The 25,130-nt window shown below is 64.4% G+C and carries 27 protein-coding genes; 8 read left to right on the top strand and 19 right to left on the bottom strand.

Features of this window, described 5'->3' with window-relative positions:
* Positions 1-144: 144 nt before the first annotated feature.
* Complete coding sequence (locus BcanWU425_RS06180; RefSeq protein ID WP_204512441.1) at positions 145-1,914, bottom strand: outer membrane beta-barrel protein; 1,770 nt, start codon at positions 1,912-1,914, stop codon at positions 145-147.
* Positions 1,915-2,104: 190 nt separating this feature from the next.
* Here BcanWU425_RS06180 and BcanWU425_RS06175 point away from each other — a divergent pair, with 190 nt between their 5' ends.
* Complete coding sequence (locus BcanWU425_RS06175) at positions 2,105-3,112, top strand: KpsF/GutQ family sugar-phosphate isomerase (protein WP_085385456.1); 1,008 nt, start codon at positions 2,105-2,107, stop codon at positions 3,110-3,112.
* Between the two features lie 95 nt (positions 3,113-3,207).
* Here the strand turns inward: BcanWU425_RS06175 and BcanWU425_RS06170 are convergent, their stop codons facing one another.
* On the bottom strand, positions 3,208-3,765 hold the full coding sequence (locus tag BcanWU425_RS06170) for a carboxymuconolactone decarboxylase family protein (protein ID WP_018453330.1): 558 nt from the start codon (positions 3,763-3,765) through the stop codon (positions 3,208-3,210).
* 72 nt (positions 3,766-3,837) lie between these two features.
* On the opposite strand from BcanWU425_RS06170, the gene BcanWU425_RS06165 reads away from it, so the two are divergent.
* Positions 3,838-4,176: a winged helix-turn-helix transcriptional regulator gene (locus BcanWU425_RS06165; protein ID WP_204512442.1), complete on the top strand. Its 339-nt coding sequence runs from the start codon at positions 3,838-3,840 to the stop codon at positions 4,174-4,176.
* Positions 4,177-4,293: 117 nt separating this feature from the next.
* Here the strand turns inward: BcanWU425_RS06165 and BcanWU425_RS06160 are convergent, their stop codons facing one another.
* From BcanWU425_RS06160 to hemH, 4 genes are all read right to left on the bottom strand, one after another.
* Entirely contained in the window at positions 4,294-4,740 is a 447-nt protein-coding gene (locus tag BcanWU425_RS06160) for an NfeD family protein (protein ID WP_204512443.1), read from the bottom strand.
* Between the two features lie 70 nt (positions 4,741-4,810).
* Positions 4,811-5,812: an SPFH domain-containing protein gene (locus BcanWU425_RS06155; RefSeq protein WP_007615156.1), complete on the bottom strand. Its 1,002-nt coding sequence runs from the start codon at positions 5,810-5,812 to the stop codon at positions 4,811-4,813.
* Between the two features lie 274 nt (positions 5,813-6,086).
* Positions 6,087-7,061 (bottom strand): ABC transporter substrate-binding protein, encoded by a 975-nt coding sequence (locus tag BcanWU425_RS06150; protein WP_018453328.1) that lies wholly within the window; start codon positions 7,059-7,061, stop codon positions 6,087-6,089.
* Between the two features lie 25 nt (positions 7,062-7,086).
* Positions 7,087-8,124: a ferrochelatase gene (gene hemH / locus BcanWU425_RS06145; RefSeq protein WP_018453327.1), complete on the bottom strand. Its 1,038-nt coding sequence runs from the start codon at positions 8,122-8,124 to the stop codon at positions 7,087-7,089.
* 82 nt (positions 8,125-8,206) lie between these two features.
* Between hemH and BcanWU425_RS06140 the strand changes: the two genes are divergently transcribed.
* Positions 8,207-8,605 (top strand): MAPEG family protein, encoded by a 399-nt coding sequence (locus tag BcanWU425_RS06140; protein ID WP_085361220.1) that lies wholly within the window; start codon positions 8,207-8,209, stop codon positions 8,603-8,605.
* 127 nt (positions 8,606-8,732) lie between these two features.
* On the opposite strand, the gene BcanWU425_RS06135 is transcribed toward BcanWU425_RS06140, so the two are convergent.
* The 3 genes from BcanWU425_RS06135 to BcanWU425_RS06125 are packed head-to-tail and all read right to left on the bottom strand — an operon-like array spanning position 8,733 to position 12,549.
* On the bottom strand, positions 8,733-9,833 hold the full coding sequence (locus BcanWU425_RS06135) for a nickel/cobalt transporter (RefSeq protein ID WP_204512444.1): 1,101 nt from the start codon (positions 9,831-9,833) through the stop codon (positions 8,733-8,735).
* Positions 9,830-10,468, bottom strand: a complete 639-nt coding sequence (locus BcanWU425_RS06130; RefSeq protein WP_085350701.1) for a DUF1007 family protein — start codon at positions 10,466-10,468, stop codon at positions 9,830-9,832. The genes BcanWU425_RS06135 and BcanWU425_RS06130 overlap by 4 nt, the downstream gene beginning before the upstream one ends.
* Positions 10,468-12,549, bottom strand: a complete 2,082-nt coding sequence (locus BcanWU425_RS06125) for a M3 family metallopeptidase (protein WP_018453323.1) — start codon at positions 12,547-12,549, stop codon at positions 10,468-10,470. Before BcanWU425_RS06125 ends, BcanWU425_RS06130 begins: the two co-directional genes overlap by 1 nt.
* A gap of 135 nt (positions 12,550-12,684) precedes the next feature.
* Here BcanWU425_RS06125 and BcanWU425_RS06120 point away from each other — a divergent pair, with 135 nt between their 5' ends.
* The 5 genes from BcanWU425_RS06120 (at position 12,685) to BcanWU425_RS06100 (ending at position 17,498) form a co-directional block, all read left to right on the top strand.
* Complete coding sequence (locus BcanWU425_RS06120; RefSeq protein WP_018453322.1) at positions 12,685-12,939, top strand: hypothetical protein; 255 nt, start codon at positions 12,685-12,687, stop codon at positions 12,937-12,939.
* A 672-nt stretch (positions 12,940-13,611) separates the two neighbouring features.
* Entirely contained in the window at positions 13,612-14,754 is a 1,143-nt protein-coding gene (locus tag BcanWU425_RS06115; RefSeq protein ID WP_018453321.1) for a type III PLP-dependent enzyme, read from the top strand.
* Between the two features lie 132 nt (positions 14,755-14,886).
* Positions 14,887-15,474, top strand: a complete 588-nt coding sequence (locus tag BcanWU425_RS06110; RefSeq protein WP_026232510.1) for a GNAT family N-acetyltransferase — start codon at positions 14,887-14,889, stop codon at positions 15,472-15,474.
* A 144-nt stretch (positions 15,475-15,618) separates the two neighbouring features.
* On the top strand, positions 15,619-16,008 hold the full coding sequence (locus BcanWU425_RS06105; protein WP_085350702.1) for a RidA family protein: 390 nt from the start codon (positions 15,619-15,621) through the stop codon (positions 16,006-16,008).
* Positions 16,009-16,055: 47 nt separating this feature from the next.
* A complete protein-coding gene (locus BcanWU425_RS06100) occupies positions 16,056-17,498 on the top strand; it encodes a homospermidine synthase (protein WP_007615186.1) in 1,443 nt (480 codons plus the stop codon).
* A 207-nt stretch (positions 17,499-17,705) separates the two neighbouring features.
* On the opposite strand, the gene BcanWU425_RS06095 is transcribed toward BcanWU425_RS06100, so the two are convergent.
* The 10 genes from BcanWU425_RS06095 to BcanWU425_RS06050 form a co-directional block, all read right to left on the bottom strand.
* The gene (locus tag BcanWU425_RS06095) at positions 17,706-18,041 is read right to left on the bottom strand and encodes a hypothetical protein (RefSeq protein ID WP_026232509.1); all 336 of its coding nucleotides are present in this window, start codon (positions 18,039-18,041) and stop codon (positions 17,706-17,708) included.
* Positions 18,042-18,163: 122 nt separating this feature from the next.
* A complete protein-coding gene (locus BcanWU425_RS06090) occupies positions 18,164-19,183 on the bottom strand; it encodes a WD40 repeat domain-containing protein (protein ID WP_204514006.1) in 1,020 nt (339 codons plus the stop codon).
* Positions 19,183-20,223 carry a CobW family GTP-binding protein gene (locus tag BcanWU425_RS06085; protein WP_085350704.1) on the bottom strand — a complete coding sequence of 347 codons (1,041 nt, stop codon included), beginning with the start codon at positions 20,221-20,223 and terminating at the stop codon, positions 19,183-19,185. Before BcanWU425_RS06085 ends, BcanWU425_RS06090 begins: the two co-directional genes overlap by 1 nt.
* 54 nt (positions 20,224-20,277) lie before the next feature.
* On the bottom strand, positions 20,278-21,141 hold the full coding sequence (locus tag BcanWU425_RS06080; RefSeq protein ID WP_085385465.1) for a metal ABC transporter substrate-binding protein: 864 nt from the start codon (positions 21,139-21,141) through the stop codon (positions 20,278-20,280).
* Between the two features lie 5 nt (positions 21,142-21,146).
* On the bottom strand, positions 21,147-22,016 hold the full coding sequence (locus BcanWU425_RS06075; RefSeq protein ID WP_007597190.1) for a metal ABC transporter permease: 870 nt from the start codon (positions 22,014-22,016) through the stop codon (positions 21,147-21,149).
* A 6-nt stretch (positions 22,017-22,022) separates the two neighbouring features.
* On the bottom strand, positions 22,023-22,778 hold the full coding sequence (locus BcanWU425_RS06070; protein ID WP_018453313.1) for a metal ABC transporter ATP-binding protein: 756 nt from the start codon (positions 22,776-22,778) through the stop codon (positions 22,023-22,025).
* A 2-nt stretch (positions 22,779-22,780) separates the two neighbouring features.
* Entirely contained in the window at positions 22,781-23,017 is a 237-nt protein-coding gene (locus tag BcanWU425_RS06065; RefSeq protein WP_231190225.1) for a hypothetical protein, read from the bottom strand.
* 43 nt (positions 23,018-23,060) lie between these two features.
* A complete protein-coding gene (locus BcanWU425_RS06060; protein WP_204512445.1) occupies positions 23,061-23,561 on the bottom strand; it encodes a hypothetical protein in 501 nt (166 codons plus the stop codon).
* Positions 23,558-24,169 carry a permease gene (locus BcanWU425_RS06055; RefSeq protein WP_204512446.1) on the bottom strand — a complete coding sequence of 204 codons (612 nt, stop codon included), beginning with the start codon at positions 24,167-24,169 and terminating at the stop codon, positions 23,558-23,560. The genes BcanWU425_RS06060 and BcanWU425_RS06055 overlap by 4 nt, the downstream gene beginning before the upstream one ends.
* Positions 24,170-24,397: 228 nt before the next feature.
* Entirely contained in the window at positions 24,398-24,994 is a 597-nt protein-coding gene (locus tag BcanWU425_RS06050; RefSeq protein WP_007615200.1) for a superoxide dismutase, read from the bottom strand.
* Positions 24,995-25,130 lie beyond the last annotated feature (136 nt).

Here is a 25,130-nt window from a genome sequence, read left to right as displayed (position 1 = left end):
TCCAGTATTCCAGAGACCGCAGTGATTGGGCCGAAACGCCGCGGCGTACTGGATGCCCCGGTCAAGCCGGGCATGACAGCTGAGTGAGTGGTCCGAGCGGAGTCAACTAAGCCACGTACGCTCAAAAAGCGGCCGTCGCCCCCTCTAATTCTGCAACCTCACCCCGACCATCACGACCGTCGCCTGCGAGCTTGACCCGGGCTGGTTCGAATCCAGGATGTCGTGTCGGAGCGTGCCCTTGATCCAGATGTTGCGGTTGAGCTTGTAGATCAGATTGCTTTCGAACGAGTAGGTCTTGTCGTTGCGATTCTGGCCCTGGTAGTCGTAGGTGCCGTAGGTGAATTTGCCCACTGCCGTAAGCCAGCGGCGGAAATCGTGATCGACTTCGGCGGCGTAGGTGTGCACCAGCACGCCGGAGGAGCCGGGGACGGTGGTCTCGGCGATCTGCGTGTCGGTGGCGAATTTCACGGTGGTGAGGCCGCTTGCGTTCCAGATCAGCGAGCCCGAGGTGAGGAAGCCCGCGAGCTGGCTGAGGCGCGGATCGACGTAATTGCGCGCGGAATAGCCGACCGAGACCTCGCCGGTGAGGATACGCGAGAACTCGAAGGACGTGCCGACCTTGGCGTAGCCGCCGTCCGAATCGCGGAAGTAGCCGTTGCGGTCGGCGGCCCGGTCGTGCACGCGGGTGTCGCCCTGGATCTCGACGAACGGCTTCAGACCCGGCTTGAGATCGTAGGAGAAGCGTCCGACGCCGCCATACTGGTTGAAGTCGCGATCGTCGTTGCTGAAGGTGGCGCCGTCGGTGAGCTTGGAGTTGGTGTAGGCGGTGCGATCGACAGTGGCGCCGGCCGCGACCTGGAAGCGGTTGAAGCTCTGGTCGAAGCCGACGGTCGTGCCATAGGCGGCATAAACAGGATATTTTTGCAGGCCGGCCTGCACGTTCGGGCTGCCGGGATTATCGGTGGCGAGCCGCAGGCGCAGCTGCGTGGTCAGCTTGAGATCGCGATTGACGTCGAGGCGGCCGTCGACATGGCCGTTGAAGTCGGGGCGGTCGACCTCGACCGGCGAAGGCGAGGCAAAGCCGTCGATCGTCGCCGGCATGTTGTTGGTGTAGCCCGAGAACGAGCCGCGCAGATCCGCGACCAGCGCGTGGCGCTCCCAATCGGACGCCACGAGGAGATCGGGTGCAACCACATAGGCCGGCGAGCCGACCGGCTTGTTCAGACGCGCCGGATTGGTGTCGTAACCGGTGGAGAGCTCGAGCCCGCCCTTGATCAGGAAACTGCTGGCATAGTCGCCGACCGCGCCGAACGCATCGTCATCGGCCTTGAGGCGGCGGCGCAGCGGCTGGCCGGGCACGGTGCCCGCCATCGCCGCCGGCACGGGCGCCTTGTTGGCGGAGGCGGACGGGGGCGGCGCGATCTTCGGCGGACCGAGCGTGGATGGCGGCGGCGTAGTGGTCGGCGCCCGCGAGCCGGGACCAGCAGGGCGCTTCGGCTTGGGCTGACCCGGATAGAACTTCGGCTGCTGCCGCTTGCGGTTCAGCGAGTCGTAGCCGGAGCTGCTCGCACCGTTGGCGGCAGGCAGGCCATAGGTCGGGACCTGGCTGGTCGCGTTTTGGTTCGTCGGGTTCTGCCCTGGGCGCGCCGGCGCCTGCTGGCGCTTGCGAAAGTCGGAGTTGGGATCGGGCAGCGCCGGCAGCGCATCCGACGGTGCCTGCGGAACGCCCGCGGTGCGGCGCGTCGGCAGCGTGTCGGGCGAGGCGAAGCCACCGCGGTTGGGACTGAACAGGTCGGGGGTGAGGCTCTGGGCGGCCACGGGGGCGCTTCCGAGGACCGTCAGCGCAAAGCACGGCAAAGCCGCGCGCAGGAAATGCGCGCGTTTGCTCCGGCTCGTGCCTGGAGACGACCCCACGATGGAAGAACTCCAACGAAATCAAACACTTTCGCGATTGTCCCCACCGATCGGCGGGAACTATCGTTAATGGAGTTAAAACAATTATGGTTAACGACCGGTTGAGGGTCGGGTCGGGCTCGTCGCCTCGAAGGCCGCGGCGTGTTAAGCAGGCGCCAACGGGCGAAGGCCCCTCCTCCTGGACCAGAACATGCCGAGTTCGAAACCGCTGATGACCCAATCATCCGGCCCCATTCCCGACAGCGTCGAATCCGCACTCCGCACGCTGGAAACGGAGAGCGGCGGTATCAACGCTCTCGCCGCCGCCCTGCGCGGCCCGCTTGGCGCGAGCTTCGCCCAGGCGGTCGATCTGATCCGCAACGCGAAGGGCCGCGTCATCGTCACCGGGCTCGGCAAGTCGGGCCATATGGGCCGCAAGATCGCGGCAACGTTGGCCTCGACCGGCACGCCCGCCTTCTTCGTGCACACCGCCGAAGCCGCCCATGGCGACCTCGGCATGATTACCACCGACGACGTCATCATGGCGCTGTCCTGGTCCGGCGAGCAGCCGGAGATGAAGACTCTCGTGAACTATTCCGCAAGGTTCGCAATCCCGATGATCGCGGTGACGTCGAACGCGGCATCCTCGCTGGGACAAGCGGCCGACGTCGTGATCGAGCTGCCGAAGGCGCGCGAGGCCTGCCCGCACAATCTGGCGCCGACCACCTCGACCCTGATGCAGGCCGCGATAGGCGATGCGCTTGCGATCGCGCTGCTCGAAGGCCGCGGCTTCACCGCGCTGGAGTTCGCGCATTTCCACCCCGGCGGTAAGTTAGGGGCGATGCTGAAATTCGTCCGCGACTACATGCGCACCGGTGCGGAAATCCCGGTCAAGCCGCTCGGCACCAAGATGTCGGACGCGGTGATGGAGATGTCCGCCAAGGGTCTGGGGTGCGTCTGCATCGTCAACGAGGCGAACGAGGCTCTCGGCATCATCACCGACGGCGATCTGCGCCGCCACATGCGGCCCGACCTGCTGACGGCGTCGGTCGACGACATCATGACCAGGCAGCCGAAAACCGTACCGCCCTCGATGCTGGCCACCGAGATGATCGAGGTGCTCAACACCCGCAAGATCACGACGCTGGTCGTGACCGAGGCGGACAAGGTGGTGGGCATCGTGCACCTGCACGATCTGCTGCGGGCAGGCGTGGCGTAGGGAGCCACTCACCGTCATTGAGAGCGCAGCGAAACATCCAGAGTGCCACCGCGGAAAGACTCTGGATTGCTTCGCTACGCTCGCAACGACGGCGGCTAGAGCGGCGCAGGAAATCTTGCCGCCGTCTCCTCCAGCGGCAACCGCAGTCCGTTCGCCAGATACGAGACCGTGCGGTAGAAGCCGCACAGCAGCATGATCTCCAGGATCTGCGCCTCGTCGTAATGCGCCGACAGCGCAGCGAACTCAGCGTCGTCAAACGTCGCGCTGTGATGCAGCGCGTCGACGGCGGCGATCAGCGTCTGCTCGGCCGGGGACCAGCACGACGACGCCGCATCACCCTGCACGGTGGCGCGCACTTCCTCCTCGGTAAGTTTCGCCGGCCCGGCAAAGACCGCGACATGCACGCCCCATTCATATTCGCATTTGTTCAGCGCGCAGGTGCGGTCGATCACGATCTCGCGCTGGCGCAGCGACAGCGGTCCGGGATCGAGCAAGCCGCCGGCGCGAAACTTGTCCCAGGCGCGGGTGTGGCCCGCCATGACCCGGAACAGCAGCAGTGGCGGCGCGCCGCGCATGATGCGGTCGAACTGGGCCTGGATCTCCGGGGGATAAGGCGGGGTGAGCGGGGCAATGCGCGCTGTGACCGGGGACATTGGCCGCCTCTCTTGCTACATTTAACGTAGCATGAAGCTACACTATTTGTAGCACCACGCAAGAGGGCGACGATGGCGAAACAGACCACTTCGAGATCGCGCGGCGTCCGTGGCCCGCGCAGCGGGCGGCCGATCATGGTGCTGCTCGACCTCCTCGGACGACGCTGGAGCCTGCGAATCCTGTGGGAGCTGCGCGACGCCCCCCTCACCTCGCGCGCATTGCGCACCGCCTGCGACGAGGCCTCGCCGACGGTGCTGCAGGCGCGGCTGGACGATTTGCGCGAGGCCGGGTTCGTGGAGCTCGGCGAAGCCGGCGGTTACGCGCTGACGGCGCTCGGGCGGGACTTATGCGAGACGTTCATGCCGCTGCATAGGTTTGCGGAGCGGTGGCGCAGCAAGAGCGGCGCGTAAGTCTGGCGATGCCGTCCCGACTAGCTCGTCATTGCGAGCGAAGCGAAGCAATCCAGAATCTTTCCACCGGCATCAGTCTGGATTGCTTCGCTTCGCTGCGCTCGCAATGACGGTGGACTAAGCCGCCGCCACCGTCAGATTCGCACCGTCCACTTGCACCACCTTCACACGCGTGCCCGCCGGCGTATCGGGACCTGCGACGCGCCAGACGGTGTCGCCGATGCGCATGGTGCCGTTGCCGTCGACGATCGGCTTCTCCAGCGTGAACTCGCGGCCGAGCAGCGCATCCGCGCGCTTGTTGAGGAAGGGGCTGGCGGCAATTGCATCCGGCTTCGGCCAAGCGAGCCGACGCCAAACCGGCACGGCGGCGGCGGCGAAGATCGCGAACATCACGAGCTGGATCTGCCAGGATATCGCCACTCCGAACGAGATCAGCCCGACCAGCAGCGCGGCGAGCCCGAGCCAGAACAGGAAGACTCCCGGCGCCAGCACCTCCAGCGCCATCAGGATGAAGCCGAAGATCAGCCAGTTCCAGGTGCCGAGCGATACGAACATGTCGGTCATGACACGACCTCTTTGAAATGGCGCATGCCCTTGTCGGAAAACCGGTGTCCACTTTTCCGGGGCATGCGCTTTACCCCTGCCGCGGCGGCACCGCCGGGGGCGTGCTCCCAGTCGTCGGCACCGAACCGCGACGAGCGGCGGCAGCGGCGGATGCAGCACTCTCGCCGAACGTCGCCTTGGCGATCTCGCCGATGCCGGCGAGCGAGCCGAGCATGCTGGTGGCCTCGATCGGCAGCATGATGATCTTCTGGTTCGGCGAGTCCGCAAACTGCCCGAACGCCTTGATATATTTGTCGGCGATAAAGTAGTTCAGCGCCGCGACGTCGCCCTTGGCAATGGCTTCACTGACCATCTGCGTCGCCTTGGCCTCAGCTTCCGCCGACCGCTCGCGTGCTTCGGCGTCGCGGAAGGCGGCCTCGCGGCGACCTTCCGCCTGGAGGATCTGGCCCTGCTTGGCACCCTCTGCGCGCAGGATCTCGGACTGGCGTGCACCTTCGGCCTGAAGGATGTCGGCGCGTTTGACGCGCTCGGCCTTCATCTGTCGGCCCATGGCTTCGACGAGGTCCGCCGGCGGCACAATGTCCTTGATCTCGATACGATTGACCTTGAGGCCCCAGGGCGAGACGGCGGCATCGACTACACGCAGCAGGCGCTCGTTGATTTCGTCGCGGTGCGACAACACCTGGTCGAGATCCATCGAGCCCATCACCGAACGGATGTTGGTCATGGTCAGCACGGTGACGGCTTGGGTCAGGTTAGAGACCTCGTAGCTCGCCTTGGCGGCATCGAACACCTGAAAGAAGGCGACGCCGTCGACCGTCACGGTGGCGTTGTCCTTGGTGATCACCTCCTGCTCGGGAATGTCGATCACCTGCTCCATCATGTTGATCTTGCGTCCGACGCGATCGAAATAGGGCACGATCAGATTGAGCCCGGGGCTCAGCGTCTGGGTGTATTTGCCGAACCGCTCGATGGTCCAGTCATAGCCCTGCGGCACCGTCTTCACGCCGGCCACCAGCGTGACGATGACGAGCAAGACCAGAACAATCGCGAAAATGTCGAAACCGCTCATATTTCCTCCAAGGCGGAAAAGATTGGCGGGAAAAGGCCTTTTCCGCGCTGTCATTGGTCGGGATCACGACCCCAAGGGTTCAGTAAAGTATTCAGTAAAGAGTTCAGAAGGATTCAAGGCTCAGCGGTCGTGCCTGATTTCGGCATCGGTAGGATTCTACACAAGACACCGGGAGAGGGAATGGTCGCGATTATGTATTTGCGAGGCGCTCTTGAAAGCGTGCTGGCGCACACCTAGCGACGACGTTAACGAATCCGGCGGTCGCAGCCAAATCCTACTCGATGACCTCGTTCGCGGTTGCGAGCAGGCTTGGCGGAAGCGTGACGCCGATCGCCTTGGCCGTCTTCAAGTTGATCGCCAGCTCGAACGTGGTCGGATTCTGGACCGGCAAGTCGGCCGCTCGCGCACCCTTCAGGATGCGATCGATATAGGTGGCGGCGCGGCGGAGCTGCTCGGCGCTGTCGGTGCTGTAGGACATCAAGCCACCCTCGTCGACGAAGGTCCGGCTCCAGAACACCGCCGGCACGCGCGCTTCATTGATGGCTGCCAGGAGAAGCGCACGGTTGGACATGGTGAAGAAATCCGGCAGCACCAGCAGGCCGCCGTCTTTCCGCAAGGCCAGGGCGGCGATCGAGGCCGTGTCATGGACCGGCGCGGGCACCACCGTCACATCGAGCGCGCGGCCGGCGTCTTCGATCGTCCGCAGCATCAGCGGCGCGAACGGCGCGGTGGCGGGATTGTAGACGACGGAAACGCGTGACGGCTTTGGCACGACCTGCGTAAGCATCTCCAGCCATTTGCCGGCCAGCGGGCCGTCGTAATCGGTGAAGCCGGTGATATTGCCGCCGGGATGGGCGAGATTCTGGACAAAGCCCTGGCTGACAGGATCGGTGACGACGGCGAAAACGATCGGGATCGTCGTCGTGCGCTGGCGCAGCTCCTCCACTGAGGGCGTGCCGACCGCAAGCAGGATGTCGGGCTTGAGCGCCACGAGTTCGTCGGCGAGTTGCGCGATCCGCGCGCGGTCGCCGCCGCCGTTGCGCCAATCGATCTCAAGGCTGCCGTCCTCCTTCCAGCCATGGCCGGCAAGCGCCTCGACCAGGACCGCGCTACGCGTCTGCCCGATCGCATCGTCCGCCGCAGTGACCGAGAGCACGCCGAGCCGGCGCGTCGCATTCGCTTGCGCCAGCACCGAGGCCGGCAGCATCGTGGTCACCCCAAGAAGCGCCAGAACCTCGCGGCGGTTCATGGGGCGCTCCTCGGATCCAGGCTCACTATATCCAGCCCTGGAGCTCGCGCAGCACCAGCGTTCGGATCACATCCATGCCGGGGTCGCTGTCGTTGAGGCAGGGGATCGCGGAAAACTGCTCCCCGCCATTGTGCTTGAAGATCTCGGCATTCTCCTGCGCGATCTCCTCCAGCGTCTCCAGGCAGTCGGCGGAAAAACCCGGCGTGATCACCGCGATACGGCGCACGCCCTCTTTCGCCAGACGCTCCATGGTCTTGTCAGTGTAGGGCTGCAGCCACTCGTCGAATCCGAAGCGCGACTGGAAGGTCAGCAGCAGCTTTGTCTCGTCCATGCCGAGCCGGCGCCGCAGCGCCTCGGTGGTCGCCACACATTGGTCCTGATAGGGGTCGCCCTTGTCGACATAGGCCTTCGGCATGCCGTGGAAGGAGGCGACGATCAGCTCTGGCTTGAACGACAGGCTCACCAGATGCGTCTCGATCGAGGTGGCGAGCGCCTCGATATAGGCTTCGTCCTCGTAGTAAGACGGCGTCACCCGCAGCGTCGGCTGCGCGCGCAGCCGCGCAAGCACGCGAAACACCTCATCGCAGACGGTGGCCGACGTCGCGGCGGAATATTGCGGATAGAGGGGGACGGCAAGAATGCGATCGCAGCCCTTCGCAATCAGCGCATCGACGCCCGACTTGATCGAGGGATTGCCGTAGCGCATAGCCCATTCCACCGTGACCTGGTCGCGGTCCGACAGCATGGCTCCGAGCTTGTCGCTCTGCGAGCGCGTGATGGTCTTGAGCGGCGACTCGTTCTTCTCGGTGTTCCAGATCTTGAGATAATCGCGCGCCTTGGCGCGGGGGCGGGTGCGCAGGATGATGCCGTTCAGCACCAGCTTCCAGATCAAGCCCTGATCCTCGATGACGCGGGCGTCCGAGAGGAACTCCTTCAGATAGACCCGCACGCCGCGCGCGTCGGCGGTATCGGGCGTGCCGAGATTGACCAGGAGTACGCCGACGCGCGGCTGGCCGGACTGAGGCAGCGGCTTCGTGGTCTTGAGAGGGGCTAGGGTTGTCATGCCTCGTTGGGTCGCGCGTTGTCCCGAGCTTGTCAAGATCAGGCCGGTTTCGCTAGGGTCGCACCGAGGCGGGGGAGGAAAGATGACACTCGCGGAATGGTGCGTCTTCGGAGCGTTGCTGCTCTATTTGGTGACGATCGTCTCGGTCAAATGGATCAGGTTTCGCGGGTTCGACAATTCACGCCCGCGCGATCCCGCCTTCTACGAAGAGGCCATCGCGCAGCGCGCGCTCGGCGCCCACCAGAATGGTATCGAGACCTTTCCGTTCTTCGCCTTCGCGGTGCTGCTGGCCGAATTCCGGGACTCGCCGCAGCGGATGATCGACGAGCTCGCGGTGCTGTTCCTGATCGTACGGATCGCCTATGTGCTGACCTATCTCGGGAACCGCCCGACGCTGCGCTCCATCCTCTGGAGCATCGGCTTTGCGATCAATCTCGGGATCTTCTTCATGCCGGCGTTGAAGCAGTTCTTGCCGGTGTGACTCTCCCTTTGTGGGAGAAGGTGGCGCGAAGCGCCGGATGAGGGGTTCTATCGGCGAACGCAGCTGCAAGAGGATCCTGGCCGCTACGCGGCGAGCCACCCTCGCCCACAAGGGGAGAGGGAAAAACTCAGAAACACGTCGTCCGTTCGGCCGCGATGTAACCCAACAACAGGCCTGCACCGAACAGCAGCACGAGGCCGGCGGCGGCGAATTCGATGCCGCGCATGAACAGCGCGCCGTTGCCGTCGCGTCCGGCGCTCAGGCGGGCGGCGATGTCCTTGGCGGAGACGGCGACCACGGCAATGACCGCGACGGTGATCGCGGTGCCGAGCCCCATCAGCAGAGTTGCGGCGATGCCGGCCCAGAACAGGCCTTGGGCCAACGCGAACACCAGCACCAGGATCGCGCCCGAACAGGGACGGATGCCGACGGTCAGGATCGCGGTAAAGCCGCGTCCCCAGCCTCCGAGGCCGGCGAGCTCGCTCGGCATGGGGCCGTGGGAATGGCCGCAATGCTCGTCATGGACGTGGTGATGCGCGTGGTGATGATGGGCGTGCGCATGATCGTGACGATGATGATCATGCGCATCATGATGGTGGTGACCGTGATCATGATGGTCATGCGGCACGCCCGCGATCGCCGACACCGGCTGAACCGCCTGCAGCGCACGGATGAAGGTGCGGCCCTTGACCCAGACCAGGCGCAGGCCGAAAAGCGCGATCAGGGCGTAGCTTGCGATCTCGATCGCGCCTTCCGCCTTGCACATGGTCCTGGCGGTCGCATTCAGCACCCAGGCCGAGATACCGACGATCAGGATCGCCACCAGCGACTGCATCAACGCGGATGCAAACGACAGCACGATGCCGCGCCTGACAGTCTCGCGATTGGCGACGAGATAGGAGGCGATCACCGCCTTGCCGTGGCCGGGCCCTGCGGCGTGGAAGATGCCGTAGGCAAAGGAGATGACGAGCAGCGTCCACACCGCCGAGCCGTCGGACTTGGCGGCGCGAATGGTCGCCGACATCTGGCGATAAAATTCCGATTGTTTTGCCAAGAGCCAGCCGATGAGGCCACTGGCCTCAGGCTCAGCCGCCCGCGCGGGTCTTGGTGCGCCAAACGGGTTCTGCGCGACGAGTTCGTGGAGGGCCGCGTCGGCCACGCCCGCAATCAGCAGAACGGCGGCACAGGTGAGCAGCCCACGTGCGAGCGGGGAGAGTTTCGACTTCAAGGGCAATCCACCGTGATCTTGTTGGCGAACATCATGCCGAAATTGGAGTTCTCGCCGTTCATGAAGGTCTGCTCGTTGAGCTTCTGCGCACTCGCGGTGCCGTCGCTCGGCCGCTCAAGTTTCATCTGGCAGCCGGCGGGCGCGCCGACCAGCTTGATCGGGTTGTCCTTGGCCATCTGGAAGTCAATGAAGAAGGAGCGGTCGAACACTTCGAGCATCAATTGCTTGGGCTTGACCGGATTCTTCAGCGGCAGCGTGAAGTGCAGGGTCAGGACCGTATCCTTGTAGTCGAGGAAGTAGTCGACCGGCTCCTGGAATCGCTCCTTCTTGCCGTCGGCTCGCGCGAAGGTGAAGTAGGCATATTCCTTCAGCGACTCGACATTGGTCTGCGCCAGCGGTCCGAGCTCCTCGCGGGTATAGACGCCCTTGGTCTTGCTCTCGAGCCCCTGCACGGCATAGGCCGAGAACATGTCGTCAAACGTCCAGGCGTGGCGCACGCCGGTGATGGTGCCGTCCGCGGCATAGAGCAACTCGCTGGTCGCGGTGATCCAGACATGCGGGTGCGCCTGCGCCGCCCCGGCCACAAAGGTGAGGCCAGCGGCGAGCAGCAGCCCGAGCAGGGCGCGCACGCCCATCAGGCCGCCTTCGGGGCGTCAAGCAGACCTCGGCGACGCAGCAGCGCATCGGGCTCCGGCGGGCGGCCGCGGAAGGCCTCATAGGCGGCTTCCGGATCGACCGATCCGCCGCTCGAGTAGATGTCGTCGTGCAGGCGTTTTGCGACGGCGGGATCGAAGATGTCGCCGGCTTCCTCGAATGCGCCGAAGGCGTCGGCGTCCATCACCTCCGACCACATGTAGCTGTAATAGCCGGCGGCATAATGATCGCCGGTGAAGATGTGACCGAATTGCGTCGGACGGTGACGCAGCGAGATCTCCTCGGGCATGCCGATCTTCTCCAGCTCGCGTCTCTCGAAGGCGCGGACGTCCTGCGCGGCGGAGGCCGGCTGGGTGTGGAATTCGAGATCGATCAGCGCCGAGGAGACGAACTCGACCGTGGCGAAACCCTGGTTGAATTTTCGCGCGGCCAGGAACCGTTGCAGCAGATCGTCCGGCAGCGGCTCGCCGGTCTGGTAGTGGCGGGCAAACTTTTGCAGCACCTCGGGCCGCTCCTGCCAATGCTCGTACAGCTGGGAGGGCAATTCGACGAAGTCGGTGAACACGGAGGTGCCCGACAGCGACGGATAGGTCACGTTGGAGAGCATGCCGTGCAGGCCATGGCCGAACTCGTGGAACAGGGTGCGGGCATCGTCGGGCGACAGCAGCGAGGGTTCCCCGTCCGCGCCCTTGGAGAAGTTGCAGATGTTGAGGATCAGCGGCGCGACCTCGCCGTCGAGCTTCTGCTGGTCGCGCAGCGAGGTCATCCAGGCGCCGGAGCGCTTCGACGGCCGGGCGAAGTAGTCGCCATAGAACAGCGCCTTGTGCTTGCCGTCCCGCCCCTTCATCTCCCAGACCCGGACGTCCGGATGCCAGACCGGCACGTTCTTGCGCTCCTCGAAAGTGACGCCGAACAGGCGCGTGGCACAGTCGAAGGCGGCGGCGATCATGTGATCGAGCGCGAGATACGGCTTGATCGCGGCGTCGTCGAAATTGGCGCGCTGAAGGCGCAGCTTTTCGGCATAGAAGCGCCAGTCCCAGGGGGCGAGCTTGAAATTGCCGCCCTCCTCCGTGATCAGCGCCTGCATGTCGTCGCGGTCGGCGAGCGCCCGCGCCCGGGCCGGCTTCCAGACCCGCTCCAGAAGGCCGCGCACCGCTTCCGGCGTCTTGGCCATGGAATCCTCGAGCCGGTAGGCCGCGAAGGTCGGATAACCCAGGAGATTGGCGCTCTCCTCGCGCAGCTTCAGGACCTCGACGATGGTCGCGTTGTTGTCGTTGGCATTGCCGTTGTCGCCCCGCGCGGTGAAGGCCTTGTAGACCTTCTCGCGCAGGTCACGCCGGGCCGAGCTCTTCAGGAACTGTTCGACCGAGGAGCGCGACAGGGTGACGATGGCCTTGCCGGCCATGCCGCGTTCTTCCGCCGCAGCCTTGGCGCTGGCGACAAAACTCTCCGGCAGGCCCTGGCGGTCGGCTTCGCCGAGCTCCATGAACCATTCCTGCTCGTCGCCGAGCAGATGATGACTGAAGCTGGTGCCGAGCTGGGCGAGTCTCTCGTTGATCTCCGCCATCCGCGTCTTGGCCTCTTCGGAGAGGCCGGCGCCGGAGCGGTGGAAGCGGGTGTAGGTGCGCTCGAGCAGGCGGAGCTGTTCCGGTGTCAGACCGAGATTGGCGCGGTTCTCGTGTAGCTGGGCAATGCGGCCAAACAGCACGGCGTTCATCATGATCGGATTCCAGTGCCGCGCCATCCGCAAGGAAACCTCCTTGTCGATCTCCAGAATGGCCGGGTTGGAATGCGCCGAGACGAGGTCGTAGAAGACCGACGCGACCTTGCTGAGCAGCTTGCCCGAGCGCTCCAGCGCCGTGATGGTGTTGGCGAAGTCGGGCGCGGTCGGGTCGTTGGTGATCGCTGCGATCTCGGCGGAGTGGTCGGCGAAGGCCTGCTCGAAGGCCGGGAGGAAGTGCTCCGGCTTGATTTCGTCGAAGGGCGGGGTCGCAAACGGCGTCACCCACGCCTTCAGCAGCGGGTTGGTCTCGGAGTCCGTAGTTTGGCGGGGTTCTGACATTACAAGTCCCGATTTGTGGCTCGATTGTTGCGGCCAGCTATAGCACGCGATAGGGCTTTTTTGGGCCGTTTGCCCTTGCTCCCGGCTGCCTTTTCGGTGAGATTGCGGCCCTCCAAGCCTAGGACCCCTGAGCTCATGAACGCGACCTCCTCGTCTTCCCGTCGGATCGTCTGGCCGAGCGTCATCACCGTCGTCAGCGCCGCCATCCTGATCGGCGCCGAGGTGTTCGGCGCGGCGTTTGCCGGCGGCTGGGCGCTCGCGATCCTGTTCGGGCTGGGCGAGCAAGGCACGCACATCCTTCAGGCCACGCTGTTTGCGCTCGGCGTGCTCGTGATGACGGCCTTCATCCGCGCCGCTCAACGCGTCGAGCCGTTCACGAAGCGCGGCTGAAGCGCGGACGCTCGCGAGTGACGCGCGCCGCGCAGAAAACTTAACGCGCGTTCATCTTTCGCGTCGCGCGCGCAACACTGCGCAAGCAGATGTTAGGCAATTCTGTTCGCAGCCTAAAAAATCTCTTGCGAAGCAGAGTCAAAACACTTATGTGCGGATTGCCCAATTTCGCACGTGCCTGTGGTCGTGTGTCAGTCGGTAGGTATCCGGACAAGAGGCCGGACAGCCGCCAAGGGGTGAAGAAGCCGAGGGGCTCTTCGGAAGTGTGGAAGTCGGAAGGCTCATCGCCGGAAGACGAAAGCAAACCCGGAGCGTCCAGCATCTCTCTCAAAGAGATGCCTTGTCGAAGGTGACTTTGCTCTTTGCAACCGTGACTGGCAGCCGGAGGCGAACCGGCGCACCCCGCTCTCAACGGGGGACGCGACTTAAAGCAACGACGGATCGGGCTTTTTTGGTCTCTACCGGCAGTCCAACGCCGGCGCGGGCTACTGAAAAGGCTTGTCCTTCATTGCCAGGTGTGCGGGCGGGAACATTCCCAACCAATCCACGGCAGCACAGTCTGATGTGAGTCTTTGGCTCGTCGCGCCTCCATCGCGCGATCTGGCCGGAGCGCTCTTATCCGACGTCATTTTTTGAACGGATCCCCGTCGCTGGGCCGTTTGGGAGAGTGCTATGACCGACCGTATCCAGGAATTCCTGCGCAACCGCCGCAGCGAGGGCCTCGACACCGAGCCGTGCCTCGTCGTCGACCTCGAAGTCGTGCGCGACAATTACCAGACCTTTGCCAAGGCGCTGCCCGACAGCCGCGTGTTCTATGCCGTCAAGGCGAACCCGGCGCCGGAAGTGCTGGCTTTGCTCGCCTCCATGGGCTCCTGCTTCGACACCGCGACGGTCGCCGAGATCGAGATGGCGCTGGCCGCCGGTGCGACGCCCGACCGCATCTCCTTCGGCAACACGATCAAGAAGGAGCGCGACATCGCGCGCGCCTTCGCGCTCGGCATTCGGCTGTTCGCGGTCGATTGCGCCGCCGAAGTCGAGAAGGTCGCCCGTGCCGCGCCCGGCGCAAAGGTGTTCTGCCGCATCCTCTATGACTGCGCCGGCGCCGAATGGCCGCTGTCGCGCAAGTTCGGCTGCGACCCGGAGATGGCCGTCGACGTGCTCGACGTTGCCAAGCGTCTGGGCCTGGAGCCGTGCGGCATCTCCTTCCATGTCGGCTCGCAGCAGCGCAAGGTGAAGGCGTGGGACCGTGCGCTGGCAATGGCCTCGCAGGTGTTCCGCGACTGCGCCGAGCGCGGCATCAACCTGACCATGGTCAACATGGGCGGCGGTTTCCCGACCAAGTACCTGAAGGACGTACCGCCGGTGGTGACCTACGGGCGCTCGATCTTCCGCGCGCTGCGCAAGCACTTCGGCAACCAGATTCCGGAGACCATCATCGAGCCGGGCCGCGGCATGGTGGGCAACGCCGGCATCATCGAGTCCGAAGTCGTGCTCATCTCGAAGAAGAGCGACGAGGACGAGGTGCGCTGGGTTTATCTGGACATCGGCAAGTTCGGCGGTCTCGCCGAGACCATGGACGAGTCGATCCGTTACGCCATCCGCACCCCGCATGACGGCGCGGACATGACGCCGTGCGTGCTCGCGGGCCCGACCTGTGACAGCGCCGACGTGCTGTACGAGAAGAACCCGTATCCGCTTCCGGTGACGCTCGAGATCGGCGACAAGCTGCTGATCGAAGGCACCGGGGCCTATACGTCGACCTACTCGGCGGTGGCTTTCAACGGCATCCCGCCGCTGAAAACCTACCACATCTGATCCGCCTCGCGTCTGAGGCCTGACGAACCCGGGAGCCGGCTTGCCGGCTCCCTCCCTGACATTTCGATTTCTGACGACGCCTTGAACCGGCGTGCTTTGCGCACGTCAGTTTCAAGCGGGGACTGACGCGCCATGACTGCTCTTCGGAAGACACAAATTGACCCCACTTCGAAAGCCGCTCCGTTCGCGATCCGTGCGGAGCGTGCTGTCGACGTTGCGATGCGTGAAGCGCTGCTCGATGCGTCCTTTGGCGAGAACCGCCATGGCCGTACCTGTCAGCGCCTGCGTGACGGACGCGCACCCGCTGCCGGCCTTGCGCTGGCCGCGATGCGCGAGGGGAAGCTCGTGGGAACCGTGCGGCTGTGGCACGTCAGCGCCGGAGGCAGGCCCGCTCTGGTCCTCGGACCGCTGGCAGTGGACCCTGCCTGCCGCGAGCTCGGGATCGGCGCCGCGCTGATGCAACAAGCGCTGGCTGCCGCCCGGGCGCGCGGGCATGCCGCCGTGATCCTGCTCGGCGATGCCCCCTATTACGCCCGCTTCGGCTTCTCGGCCGCCAACACCGGCGAGCTGTCGCTGCCCGGTCCGTTCGAGCGCGACCGCCTGCTGGCGATCGAATTCACAACAGGCGCGCTGGACGGCGCCGCCGGGATGATCGTCCCGACTGGTGCGGCCCTGCCCAAACGAAGGGTAGTTCGCGCCCTCCAGGCGCGCGCGGCTTAAGGGATCGCCATGATGGCGACGACCTAGCCGCGTTAAGCGGCAACGCCCGGCTGTGCCTGCGTTAAGCTCCATTCCTTTGGGGTTGCGCAGGCCGGCAAATTGCGTAAACCCCACGAAATTCCTCTTCAGTCGAGGCCTACGACCATGTCCCGCCGCCTGATTTCCACCGGCTCCCCGTTCGAGAAGACCGCCGGCTACAGCCGCGCCGTGATCGACGGCGAGTTCGCCTTCGTCGCGGGAACCACCGGTTACGACTACACCACCATGACGATGCCGGCCGATGTCACGAGCCAGTCACGCAACTGCTTCAAGACCATCGAAGCTGCCCTGAAGGAGGGTGGCTTCGAGATGGCCGACATCGTCCGCGTGACCTACTACCTCACCAACATCAAGGATGCGGACGCGCATTTCGCGGTCTGCGGCGAAGTCCTCGGCGAGATCCGCCCGGCCGCCACGCTTCTCGTCGTCTCGGCGCTCTACAAGCCCGAGATGAAGGTCGAAATCGAAGCCACCGCCAAGCGCCGCAGCGCCTGAGCCATCCCTCACCATTTGTTCGCCAGCACGTTCCGGAGAAACCATCCATGAGCCCCGCCTCGCAGATCTACGCGAAGATCACTGGTCCCATCGTCATGGTCGGCTTCGGCTCCATCGGCAAAGGCACGTTGCCGCTGATCGAGCGGCATCTCGATTACGACAAGTCGCGCGTTACCGTGATCGACCCAAAGGACGAGGGTCGCAAGGCTCATTGCGAGAAGCACAATGTGCGCTTCATCCAGAAGGGCGTGACCAAGGACAATTATCGGGAGTTGCTGACCCCGCTGCTCACTGAGGGCGGCGGCCAAGGCTTTTGCGTCAATCTCTCGGTCGACACCGGCTCCACCGACATCATGGAGCTCTGCAACGAGCTCGGCGCTCTCTATATCGACACCGTCAACGAGCCCTGGCTCGGCTTCTATTTCGACTCCTCGAAAGGCCCGGAAGCGCGCTCCAACTACGCCCTTCGCGAAGCGACGCTGGCCGCCAAGAAGGCGCGCCCTGCGGGGTCGACGACGGCCGTCTCCTGCTGTGGTGCCAATCCCGGCATGGTCTCGTTTTTCGTCAAGCAGGCGCTGCTCAACGTCGCCGCCGATCTGAAGCTCAATGCCCCCAAGCCGAAGACAAAAGCCGAATGGGCGGACTTGATGCGACAAGCCGGCATCAAGGGCATCCATATCGCCGAACGCGACACCCAGCGCTCCAAGAAGCCGAAAGAGCCCGATGTCTTCGTCAACACCTGGTCGGTGGAAGGTTTCCTGTCGGAAGGCGTGCAGCCCTCCGAGCTCGGCTGGGGCACCCACGAAAAATGGATGCCCGAGAATGCGCGGACTCACGAAGCCGGCTGCGGCGCTGCCATCTATCTGATGCAGCCCGGCGCCAACACGCGCGTGCGCACCTGGTGCCCGACCCGCGGCGCGCAGTATGGCTTCCTTGTAACCCACAACGAGTCGATCTCGATCGCTGACTATTTCACCGTGCGCGACGCATCGGGCACGGCGGTCTATCGGCCGACCTGCCACTATGCCTATCATCCGGCTGACGATGCCGTGCTGTCGCTGCATGAAATGTTCGGCCGCGCCGCGAAGATGCAGGAAAAGCACCACATCCTCGACGAGAACGAAATCGTCGACGGCATCGACGAACTCGGCGTGCTGCTGTTCGGCCATGACAACAATGCCTACTGGTACGGCTCGCAGCTCTCCATAGAAGAGACCCGCAAGCTCGCGCCCTATCAGAACGCCACCGGCCTGCAAGTGACCTCCGCCGTGCTCGGCGGCATGGTGTGGGCGCTGGAAAACCCGAACGAGGGCATCGTCGAAGCCGACGAGATGGATTTCGATCGTCTGCTGGAAATTCAGCTGCCGTATCTCGGCCCGGTGAAGGGTTTTTATACCGACTGGACGCCGCTGACGGACCGTCCGGGACTGTTCCCGGAGGACATCGACACTAGCGATCCCTGGCAGTTCCGGAATGTTCTGGTGCGGTGAGGCGGCGTCGCGCCACGGCCACTGCTGTCATGCGACCCGGCTACGCCAAGGCTTAGCCGAGGTTGAGGTCCAGGCGCGCCGAACTTTAGCGTAAGCGGCAGGCGGGGCATCCAGTACGCCGCAGCATCTCCGTATCCACGCACAGCCTCTGGAATACTGGATCGTCCGCCTTCGCGGACGATGACAGCACCCGCGTAGATGCAGAACCTACTTCCTCTCGATCGGCGGCGCGATCTTCTCGGCTGGGGCTGGCGGCAATGCTGGTTTCGCCGCGCCGGCAGCGCCCTGCGTCTGCGGTTCGGGCCGCGCGGGCTCTGGGGCGGGCGTGGTCGGCCGGTCGCCGCCGGGCTTGGCTTCCGCGGGCTTATTCTGATCGTCGGACGGCGTGCCCTGAAGGGGTTGCGTCGCTTGGGCTGTCTGCATCCGGGTCTCGGCGCGGATTTGCGCCAGCGACATGCCTGACACCACGACGCCTGCCGCGAACAGCGAGCAGGCGACCATCAAGTCGAGCTTCAGTCTGCGCTTGTCATATTGGCCGGGCATGTCGATCACCGCCTTTGTCTGCGGGATCAACGAAATTGCCGCTCTGCGGTTCCCGCCCGTGGCGGCCGGAACTCGACGGCTGCGCGCCACATGGCCCCATCCACGGTCGGAACGATGACAGATTAAAGCTCGAGCAGGCCGCCATCACCATTTTCGTCGGCGAACGCCAACAGCGTCCCCTTCGCGTTCCAGGCGAGCGCGGCGACTGCGGGCGTGCCGTTGCGGCGGACGAGGATCTCGGCGCCGTCCTCCAGACGGACCATCAGCACGGTGCCGTCGCTGTAGCCGGCGGCGAAGATGTCGTTCCTGGGGTGGCAGGCGACGACCGACACGCGCGCCTGCAGCGGCGCGAGCATCGCTGGCTCCTTGCCCATCGGGCCATCCTTGCTAGCGAACGGCCACAGGATCACCGTGTCGGCGCCCGAGGTCGCCAGCGCCTTGCCGCCCGCGCTCCACGACATCGAGCGGACGCGGCTGGGATAGCCGGTCATGCGCATGTGCCTGTTGTCGGCAAGCCGCCAGCCGTGCAGCGCCGATTCGTGCATCGTGGTGACCAGGAATTTGTTGTCCGGGCTGAAGGTGACGCCGAGATGCGAGCCGGCCCAAGGCAGGAATTCGGCCGACCCCGCCATGTTGGGAAACCACAGCGTCGCGCCGTTGTAATGGGCGATCGCGAGACGCTGGCCCTTCGGCGCAAACGCGAGGCCGCCGACGGTCGAGGGCACCTCGAGCGACTTCTCCTCGCTCTTGCCGCTCTTGAAGAAAGCAGTCTTGCCAGCCGACCAGGCGTAGGCACCGTCCGGATGCAGCGCCACCGCATCGATCCAGCGCCGTTTCGGGTCGGTCGCAAGCAGCGTCACTTCGCCTTTGGCCTCGAGCGACACGACTTTTCCATCGTCGCCGCCCATCACGAGGCGCTTGCCGTCGGAGGCGGCCGAGAGAATGCCGCCGCTGTGCACGGCGATCTTGCTGATCTCACCCTGGCTATCCACGAGCGCGACATTCTCCTCGCCGCCGACGAAGGCGGCGCGGTTGCCAAGGAAATGCACGGAGGTCACGACCATGCCGAGCGCGAGCGATTTGACGCGCTCGGTGACGGAGACGATCGAGGCGGAATCGGCGGGTGGCGTAAACTCTTTCATCACGAGACGATGCAGCTCTCAAAACCCTGGCGAATGAGGTCTTGCGGCAATTCGCGACCGATGAAGACGAGGCGGCTCTCGCGCGGCTCGCCGTCCTTCCATTTGCGCTGGTGGTTGCCCTCCAGCATCATGTGGACACCCTGAAAGACGTAGCGGTCATCATCGTCGTGGAAAGCAAGGATGCCCTTGGAGCGCAGGATCTTGCCGCCCTCCACCTGCACCAGGTTCTGAAGCCAGGGCATGAACACGTTCGGATCGAGCGGCTTGTCGGTCTTGAGTGACAGCGACTGCATGTCCTCGTCGTGATAGTGCTTCAGGCCGTGGCCGTGATCATGATCGTGATGGTCGTGACCGTGATGGTGATGATCATGGTCATGATCCTCGGCATTCAGGAAGTCCGGCTCGATGTCGAGGATGCGGTCGAGATCGAAGGCGCCGCGATCGAGCACGTCGGCCAAAGCCACCGAGCAGCGCTCGGTGCGATGCAGTTTCGCATAGGGATTGATGGCGCGGATGCGGGCCTCGACCTCGGCAAGTTCTCCCTTGGAAACGAGATCGATCTTGTTCAGCACGATGACGTCGGCAAAGGCGATCTGGTTCTTGGCCTCAGGTGCATCCTTGAGGCGGTCGGATAGCCATTTGGCGTCCGCAACCGTGACCACCGCATCGAGGCGCGCGTTCTTCTGCACGTCCTCGTCGACGAAGAAGGTCTGGGCGACGGGGGCCGGATCGGCAAGACCGGTGGTCTCGACGATGATGGCGTCGAACTTGCCCTTGCGCTTCATCAGGCCTTCCATGATGCGCACGAGATCGCCGCGCACGGTGCAGCAGATGCAGCCGTTGTTCATTTCGAACACTTCCTCATCGGCACCGATGATGAGGTCGTTGTCGATGCCGATCTCGCCGAATTCGTTGACGATGACGGCGTATTTCTTGCCGTGGTTTTCCGACAGGATGCGGTTCAACAGCGTGGTCTTGCCCGCACCGAGATAGCCGGTCAGGACGGTCACGGGAATTTTTGGGGCGGTCGCTTCAGACATAACAACTCCGGACTTCGGGCTTTTCGCGCGACGCGAGGCGGGGTGGCCCCTGCCCTAGTGGTCAAGCGCACTGGTCAGGGCCTTTATATTGTGCCTGACCATATCAATGTAAGTGGGTGCAGGCCCCTTTTCGCCGGTCAAACCGTCCGAAATCAGGGTCCCACCGACTTTTGAGCCGGTCTCCGCCGCGATCCGCCGGATCAGCCGGTCGTCGCTGATATTTTCCAGGAACACGGCGGGGATTTTTTGGGCCTTGATCTGGCCGATGATGGTGGCGATGTCCCGCGCGCTGGGCTCGGTTTCCGTGGAGACGCCCAAGGGCGCGATGAACTGGACGCCGTATTCGGCGGCGAAATAGCCGAAAGCGTCATGGGTCGAAATCACCTTGCGACGCTCCTGCGGGATCTTGGCCACGGCTTCGCGGACCTCGCGGTCGAGCGTTTCGAGCTTTTCCAAATAGGCCTTGGCCTGGGCGCGGAAGAACTCCGCATCGTCCGGGTCGACCGCGGCCAGCGCATTGGCGATGTCGGTGACGTAGATTTTGGCGTTGGGGACCGACTGCCAGCCATGCGGATCTGCGGCCGAGCCGAGCTTGAGCGGCGCGATGCCGGCGCTCACGATAACCACCTGCGCCTTGCTGCCCGAGGACTGCACGAGCCGTGGCAGCCAGCCCTCGAGACCAAGCCCGTTGACGATGACCAGCTTTGCGTCCGCGATCCGCTTCGCATCGCTTGGCGCGGGCGCGTAGACATGGACGTCGCTGTCGGCCCCGACCAACGTCGTCAGATTGATCCGGTCGCCGCCGACATTACGGACGAAGTCGGCCAGGATCGAGAAGCTCGCGACGACTTTCAGTTGCTCAGCGGCGTGCAGCGGCGAGGCGATCAGCATAAGCACACAAAGCAGGATGCGCCGCATCGCTATCACGCTTCCAAATGCCGGCCGGGAAACAGCTGCCTAACGACGCCGCCGACCCGGCCGAACAGGACGGAGACGGTGTAGAGCGCGCTTGCCACCAGAATGATCGCAGGACCCGACGGCACACGGGTCTGGAACGACAGCACGAGACCTGCATAGCCGGACACGGCGGCAGCGACGACCGCGATGCAGATCATGACGGTGAGATCGCGCGACCAGAACCGCGCGATGCCGGCCGGCAGGATCATCAGGCCGACCGCGAGCAGCGTGCCGAGCGCCTGAAAGCCGTTGACGAGGTTGATCACGACCAGCGCGAGGAAAGCGAGATGCGCAGGCCCGCCGGCCCGGCTGACGGTGCGCAAAAACAGCGGATCGACGCTTTCGATCACCAGCGGACGGTAGATCACGGCGAGCACCAGCAGCGTGACCGTGGCGTTGAATGCGACGACCAGCAGCGTCTGGTCGTCCATCGCGAGAATATTGCCGAACAGCACGTGCAGCAGGTCGATATTGGTGCCCTTGATCGAGACGATGGTGACGCCGAGCGCCAGCGAGGCCAGATAGAAGGTCGCGAGCGAGGCATCCTCCTTCAACCCGGTCGAGCGCGCGACGAGGCCTGCGAGGATTGCGACGGCAAAACCTGCGATCAGGCCTCCGGCCGTCATCGCGAACAGATTGAGGCCGGAGAGCAGGAAACCGACAGCGGCGCCGGGGAGAATTGCATGTGCCATGGCGTCGCCGACCAGGCTCATCCGCCGCAACATCAGGAACACGCCGATCGGCGCACCCGCGAGCGACAGCGCGATAACGGCCGCGAGCGCACGTCGCATGAACTCGAATTCGGTGAACGGGCCGATCAACGCGTCATAGAGCATCGGATATCAAGCCGCCCGTGAGCGGGCATCATCGGCCGAGCAGGTGGCGGCGCTGTCGTCGAAGGCTTCGCACATCCGCATTGCGACCAGCAGGTTTTCCGGCGTCAGCACCTCCGCCGTCGGCCCCCACACCACGGGACCGCGCGCCAGCACCAGCGTCTCGCTGAAATGGGTGCGCACCATCTCCATGTCGTGCAGTGCGGCGAGCACTGTGCGGCCCTCGCCATGCCAGTGCTTCACCAGCGTCAGCAGATCAGCCGTGGTCTTGCTGTCGATGGCGTTGAAGGGCTCGTCCAGCACGATCAGCCGCGCGTCCTGGAGCAGTACGCGCGCGAACAGCACGCGCTGCATCTGGCCGCCCGAGAGCGTGCCGATTGGGCGGTTTTCGAAACCGTTGAGGCCAACGGAAGCGATCGCGCGGAGGATCTTTTCGCGCGCCGCCTTGCCGATGCCGCCGAACAGGCCGGTCCCACGCCACAGCCCGGTGGCGACGAAGTCCAGCACCGAGATCGGGAAGCTGCGATCGATCTCCGCACTCTGCGGCAGATAGGCGATATCGCGGCTGTCGAGCCCGCCGAGATGGATGCTGCCGTCGAGCGGCCTGAGGATGCCGACGATGCCCCGCAGCAGCGTCGACTTGCCGGCGCCGTTCGGGCCGATCACGGCCAGCAGCGCACCCGGCGCGACCTCCCCATTGAGGTGGTGCACGGCGGGATGGCGGTCATAGCCGAGCGTAACGTTGTGGAAATGCAGCGCCGCCATGGTCACCTCATCGCCAGGAAGACCACGCCCCAAAGCACGGCGCAGACCGCGAGCGCGGCCGCGAGACGGGCGGCCATCGTCATGCGCAGGATCGACCAGTGCGCCGCCTGAGCCGGATGCGGAGAGGCCGCACCGTGGACATGTGCGTGGGTGTGATCGTGTCCATGCGAATGCCCGTCGTCATGGGAATGGCCATGAGCATGATCGCTATGATGGGCTTGGGACGCGGCGGGAACCATTCCTGGATGTTATATTATAACATTACAGCTGTCCATGCCGGGCTCAGGGTTTGCCGATCAGCATGGCGATGGCGGCGGCGACGAACGGGAACGGCACCGAAACCGCGCAGCGGAACCAGACGAAACGGGCCGGCATGAACGGAATTTCCCACAAAATCACCCGTTGGAAGGCAAATAGCGCCCAAGCGACGACATAGGCGACCACCTGCGGCACCCCACCACCCGATTTCAGGGCCACCGTCCCGATCGAGAACCCGATTACCGGGCCACCGGGCGTCGCGGCCCCGGCGACCACGGCAGTCGCGGCCCCCAGCCAGCCGCTGTCCGGGCCGAGCCAGCCGCTGATCACCTCCTGTGGGATGATAGCGGCGATGTAGCCGGAGCCGATCACCCCCAGCGCGATCCGCGGCACGATGTTGATGAAGTCCATCGAGCCTTCGCGCAGCGAGGCCTTGAACACCGGTGGGCCACGGCGAAAGGCGATCAGGCCAACGCCGAACACCGAACCCCACAACAGGATGTCGATCAGGAGCGCGGCGCTCATGTCTCGTCGTCCTTCATGCCCGGCTTCGGATAAAGCCGGACATAGACGAAGCGGCCGAGCGCGCCTGCGAGCACCGGCAACGGCAGCGAGATGAGGATGCGCCACAGCGTGAAGTCGGTGCCCATAATCGGGATTTCCCAGGCGACCGCCCGGCCATAGCCGATCAAGGTCCAACTCACGACCATGGCGATGGTGGCACCGAAATCGGCGCCGACCGCCAGCAGCGCACTCGCCACGGGATAGGCGGTGAAGGGACCGCCGGGCAGGATCGCGCCGAAGGCGGTGCCGATCAGAAGGCCTTTCAGGCCCGATTTCGGCCCGAGCGCGCGCGAGACTTTTTCGTGCGGCAGGATCTCGGAGATGAACGCACCGAGCAGGCAGCCGGCCAGCACGCGGGGCAGGATGCCGCCGAACAGCGAGAGATCGTGGGTCAGTATGTCGAGAACACCGTCGGCGCCGTCACGCCGCCAGACCAGACCCGCGCTCACCGCCACCAGCGCTGCGATGATGATGGTAGACCAGCCGATCGGCTTGCGCACGCGACCCGGCCGCGGCTCGGATTCCGCGTCCTCGGCGGGCGCAGGGTCTTTCGGGGAAAGTTCTGACAACGGGCGCGTTCGGCTCGAGGGTGATGCCCGTCCTGCTTAAGGGCGCCGCAGATGCGATGCAAACAGTACGATGACGGGAGCGATGCGCACCTCGCGCAGGGCCATGCGAGGCGAAGTGCGAATTCCGCACAACAAAAAGGCGGCCGCGCCTGCGACCGCCTTTCAATTCCGTCATTCCGGAGCGGCAAAGCCGGCCCCGGAATGCGTGAAGCCCAGGCCTCGTCGAACTCAGGCCTTGTCGAACAGCGACTCGACGTATTCCCAGTTCACGAGATTCTCGACAAACGCCTTCAGATAGTCGGGACGGCGGTTGCGATAGTCGATGTAGTAGGAGTGCTCCCAGACGTCGCAGCCGAGGATCGGGGTGGCGCCGTGCACCAGCGGATTCTCGCCGTTCGGGGTCTTGGCAATCTCGAGCTTGCCGTTCTTGACCTGGAGCCAGCACCAGCCCGAGCCGAACTGGCCGACGCCGGCCGCCTGGAAGTCCGTCTTGAACTTCTCGAAGCCGCCGAGGTCCTCGTTGATCTTCTTCTCGATCTTGCCCGGCAGCTTGGTGCCGCCGCCATTGGGCTTCATCCAGCTCCAGAAATGGATGTGGTTGTAGTGCTGGCCGGCATTGTTGAACACCGCGGGGTTCTTGCCGAACGAGCCCTTGACGATCTCCTCAAGGGACTTGCCTTCCCATTCGGTGCCCTTGAGCGCGTTGTTGCCGTTGGTGACATAGGCCTGATGATGCTTGTCGTGGTGGAATTCGAGCGTTTCCTTCGACATGAATTGTCCGAGGGCGTCATAGGCGTAGGGGAGTGGGGGCAGCGTAAAGGTCATGGGTGTTGTCCGCGACTGATGGGGGAACGAGACTTAACGGTCACCCCTTATAGAAGGTTCCGCGGCTGTTAAATACCGCGAATTTTCCAAAAGGCATGGTGCGGCGGCTTGGCCGGATTGCATAAAATCGTCGCAA

This window comes from Bradyrhizobium sp. WU425 (genome assembly GCF_021052305.1).
GTDB lineage: Bacteria > Pseudomonadota > Alphaproteobacteria > Rhizobiales > Xanthobacteraceae > Bradyrhizobium > Bradyrhizobium canariense_D.
Note: the sequence above shows the minus strand (reverse complement) of the source record. Positions and strands in the feature narration are given on the sequence as shown.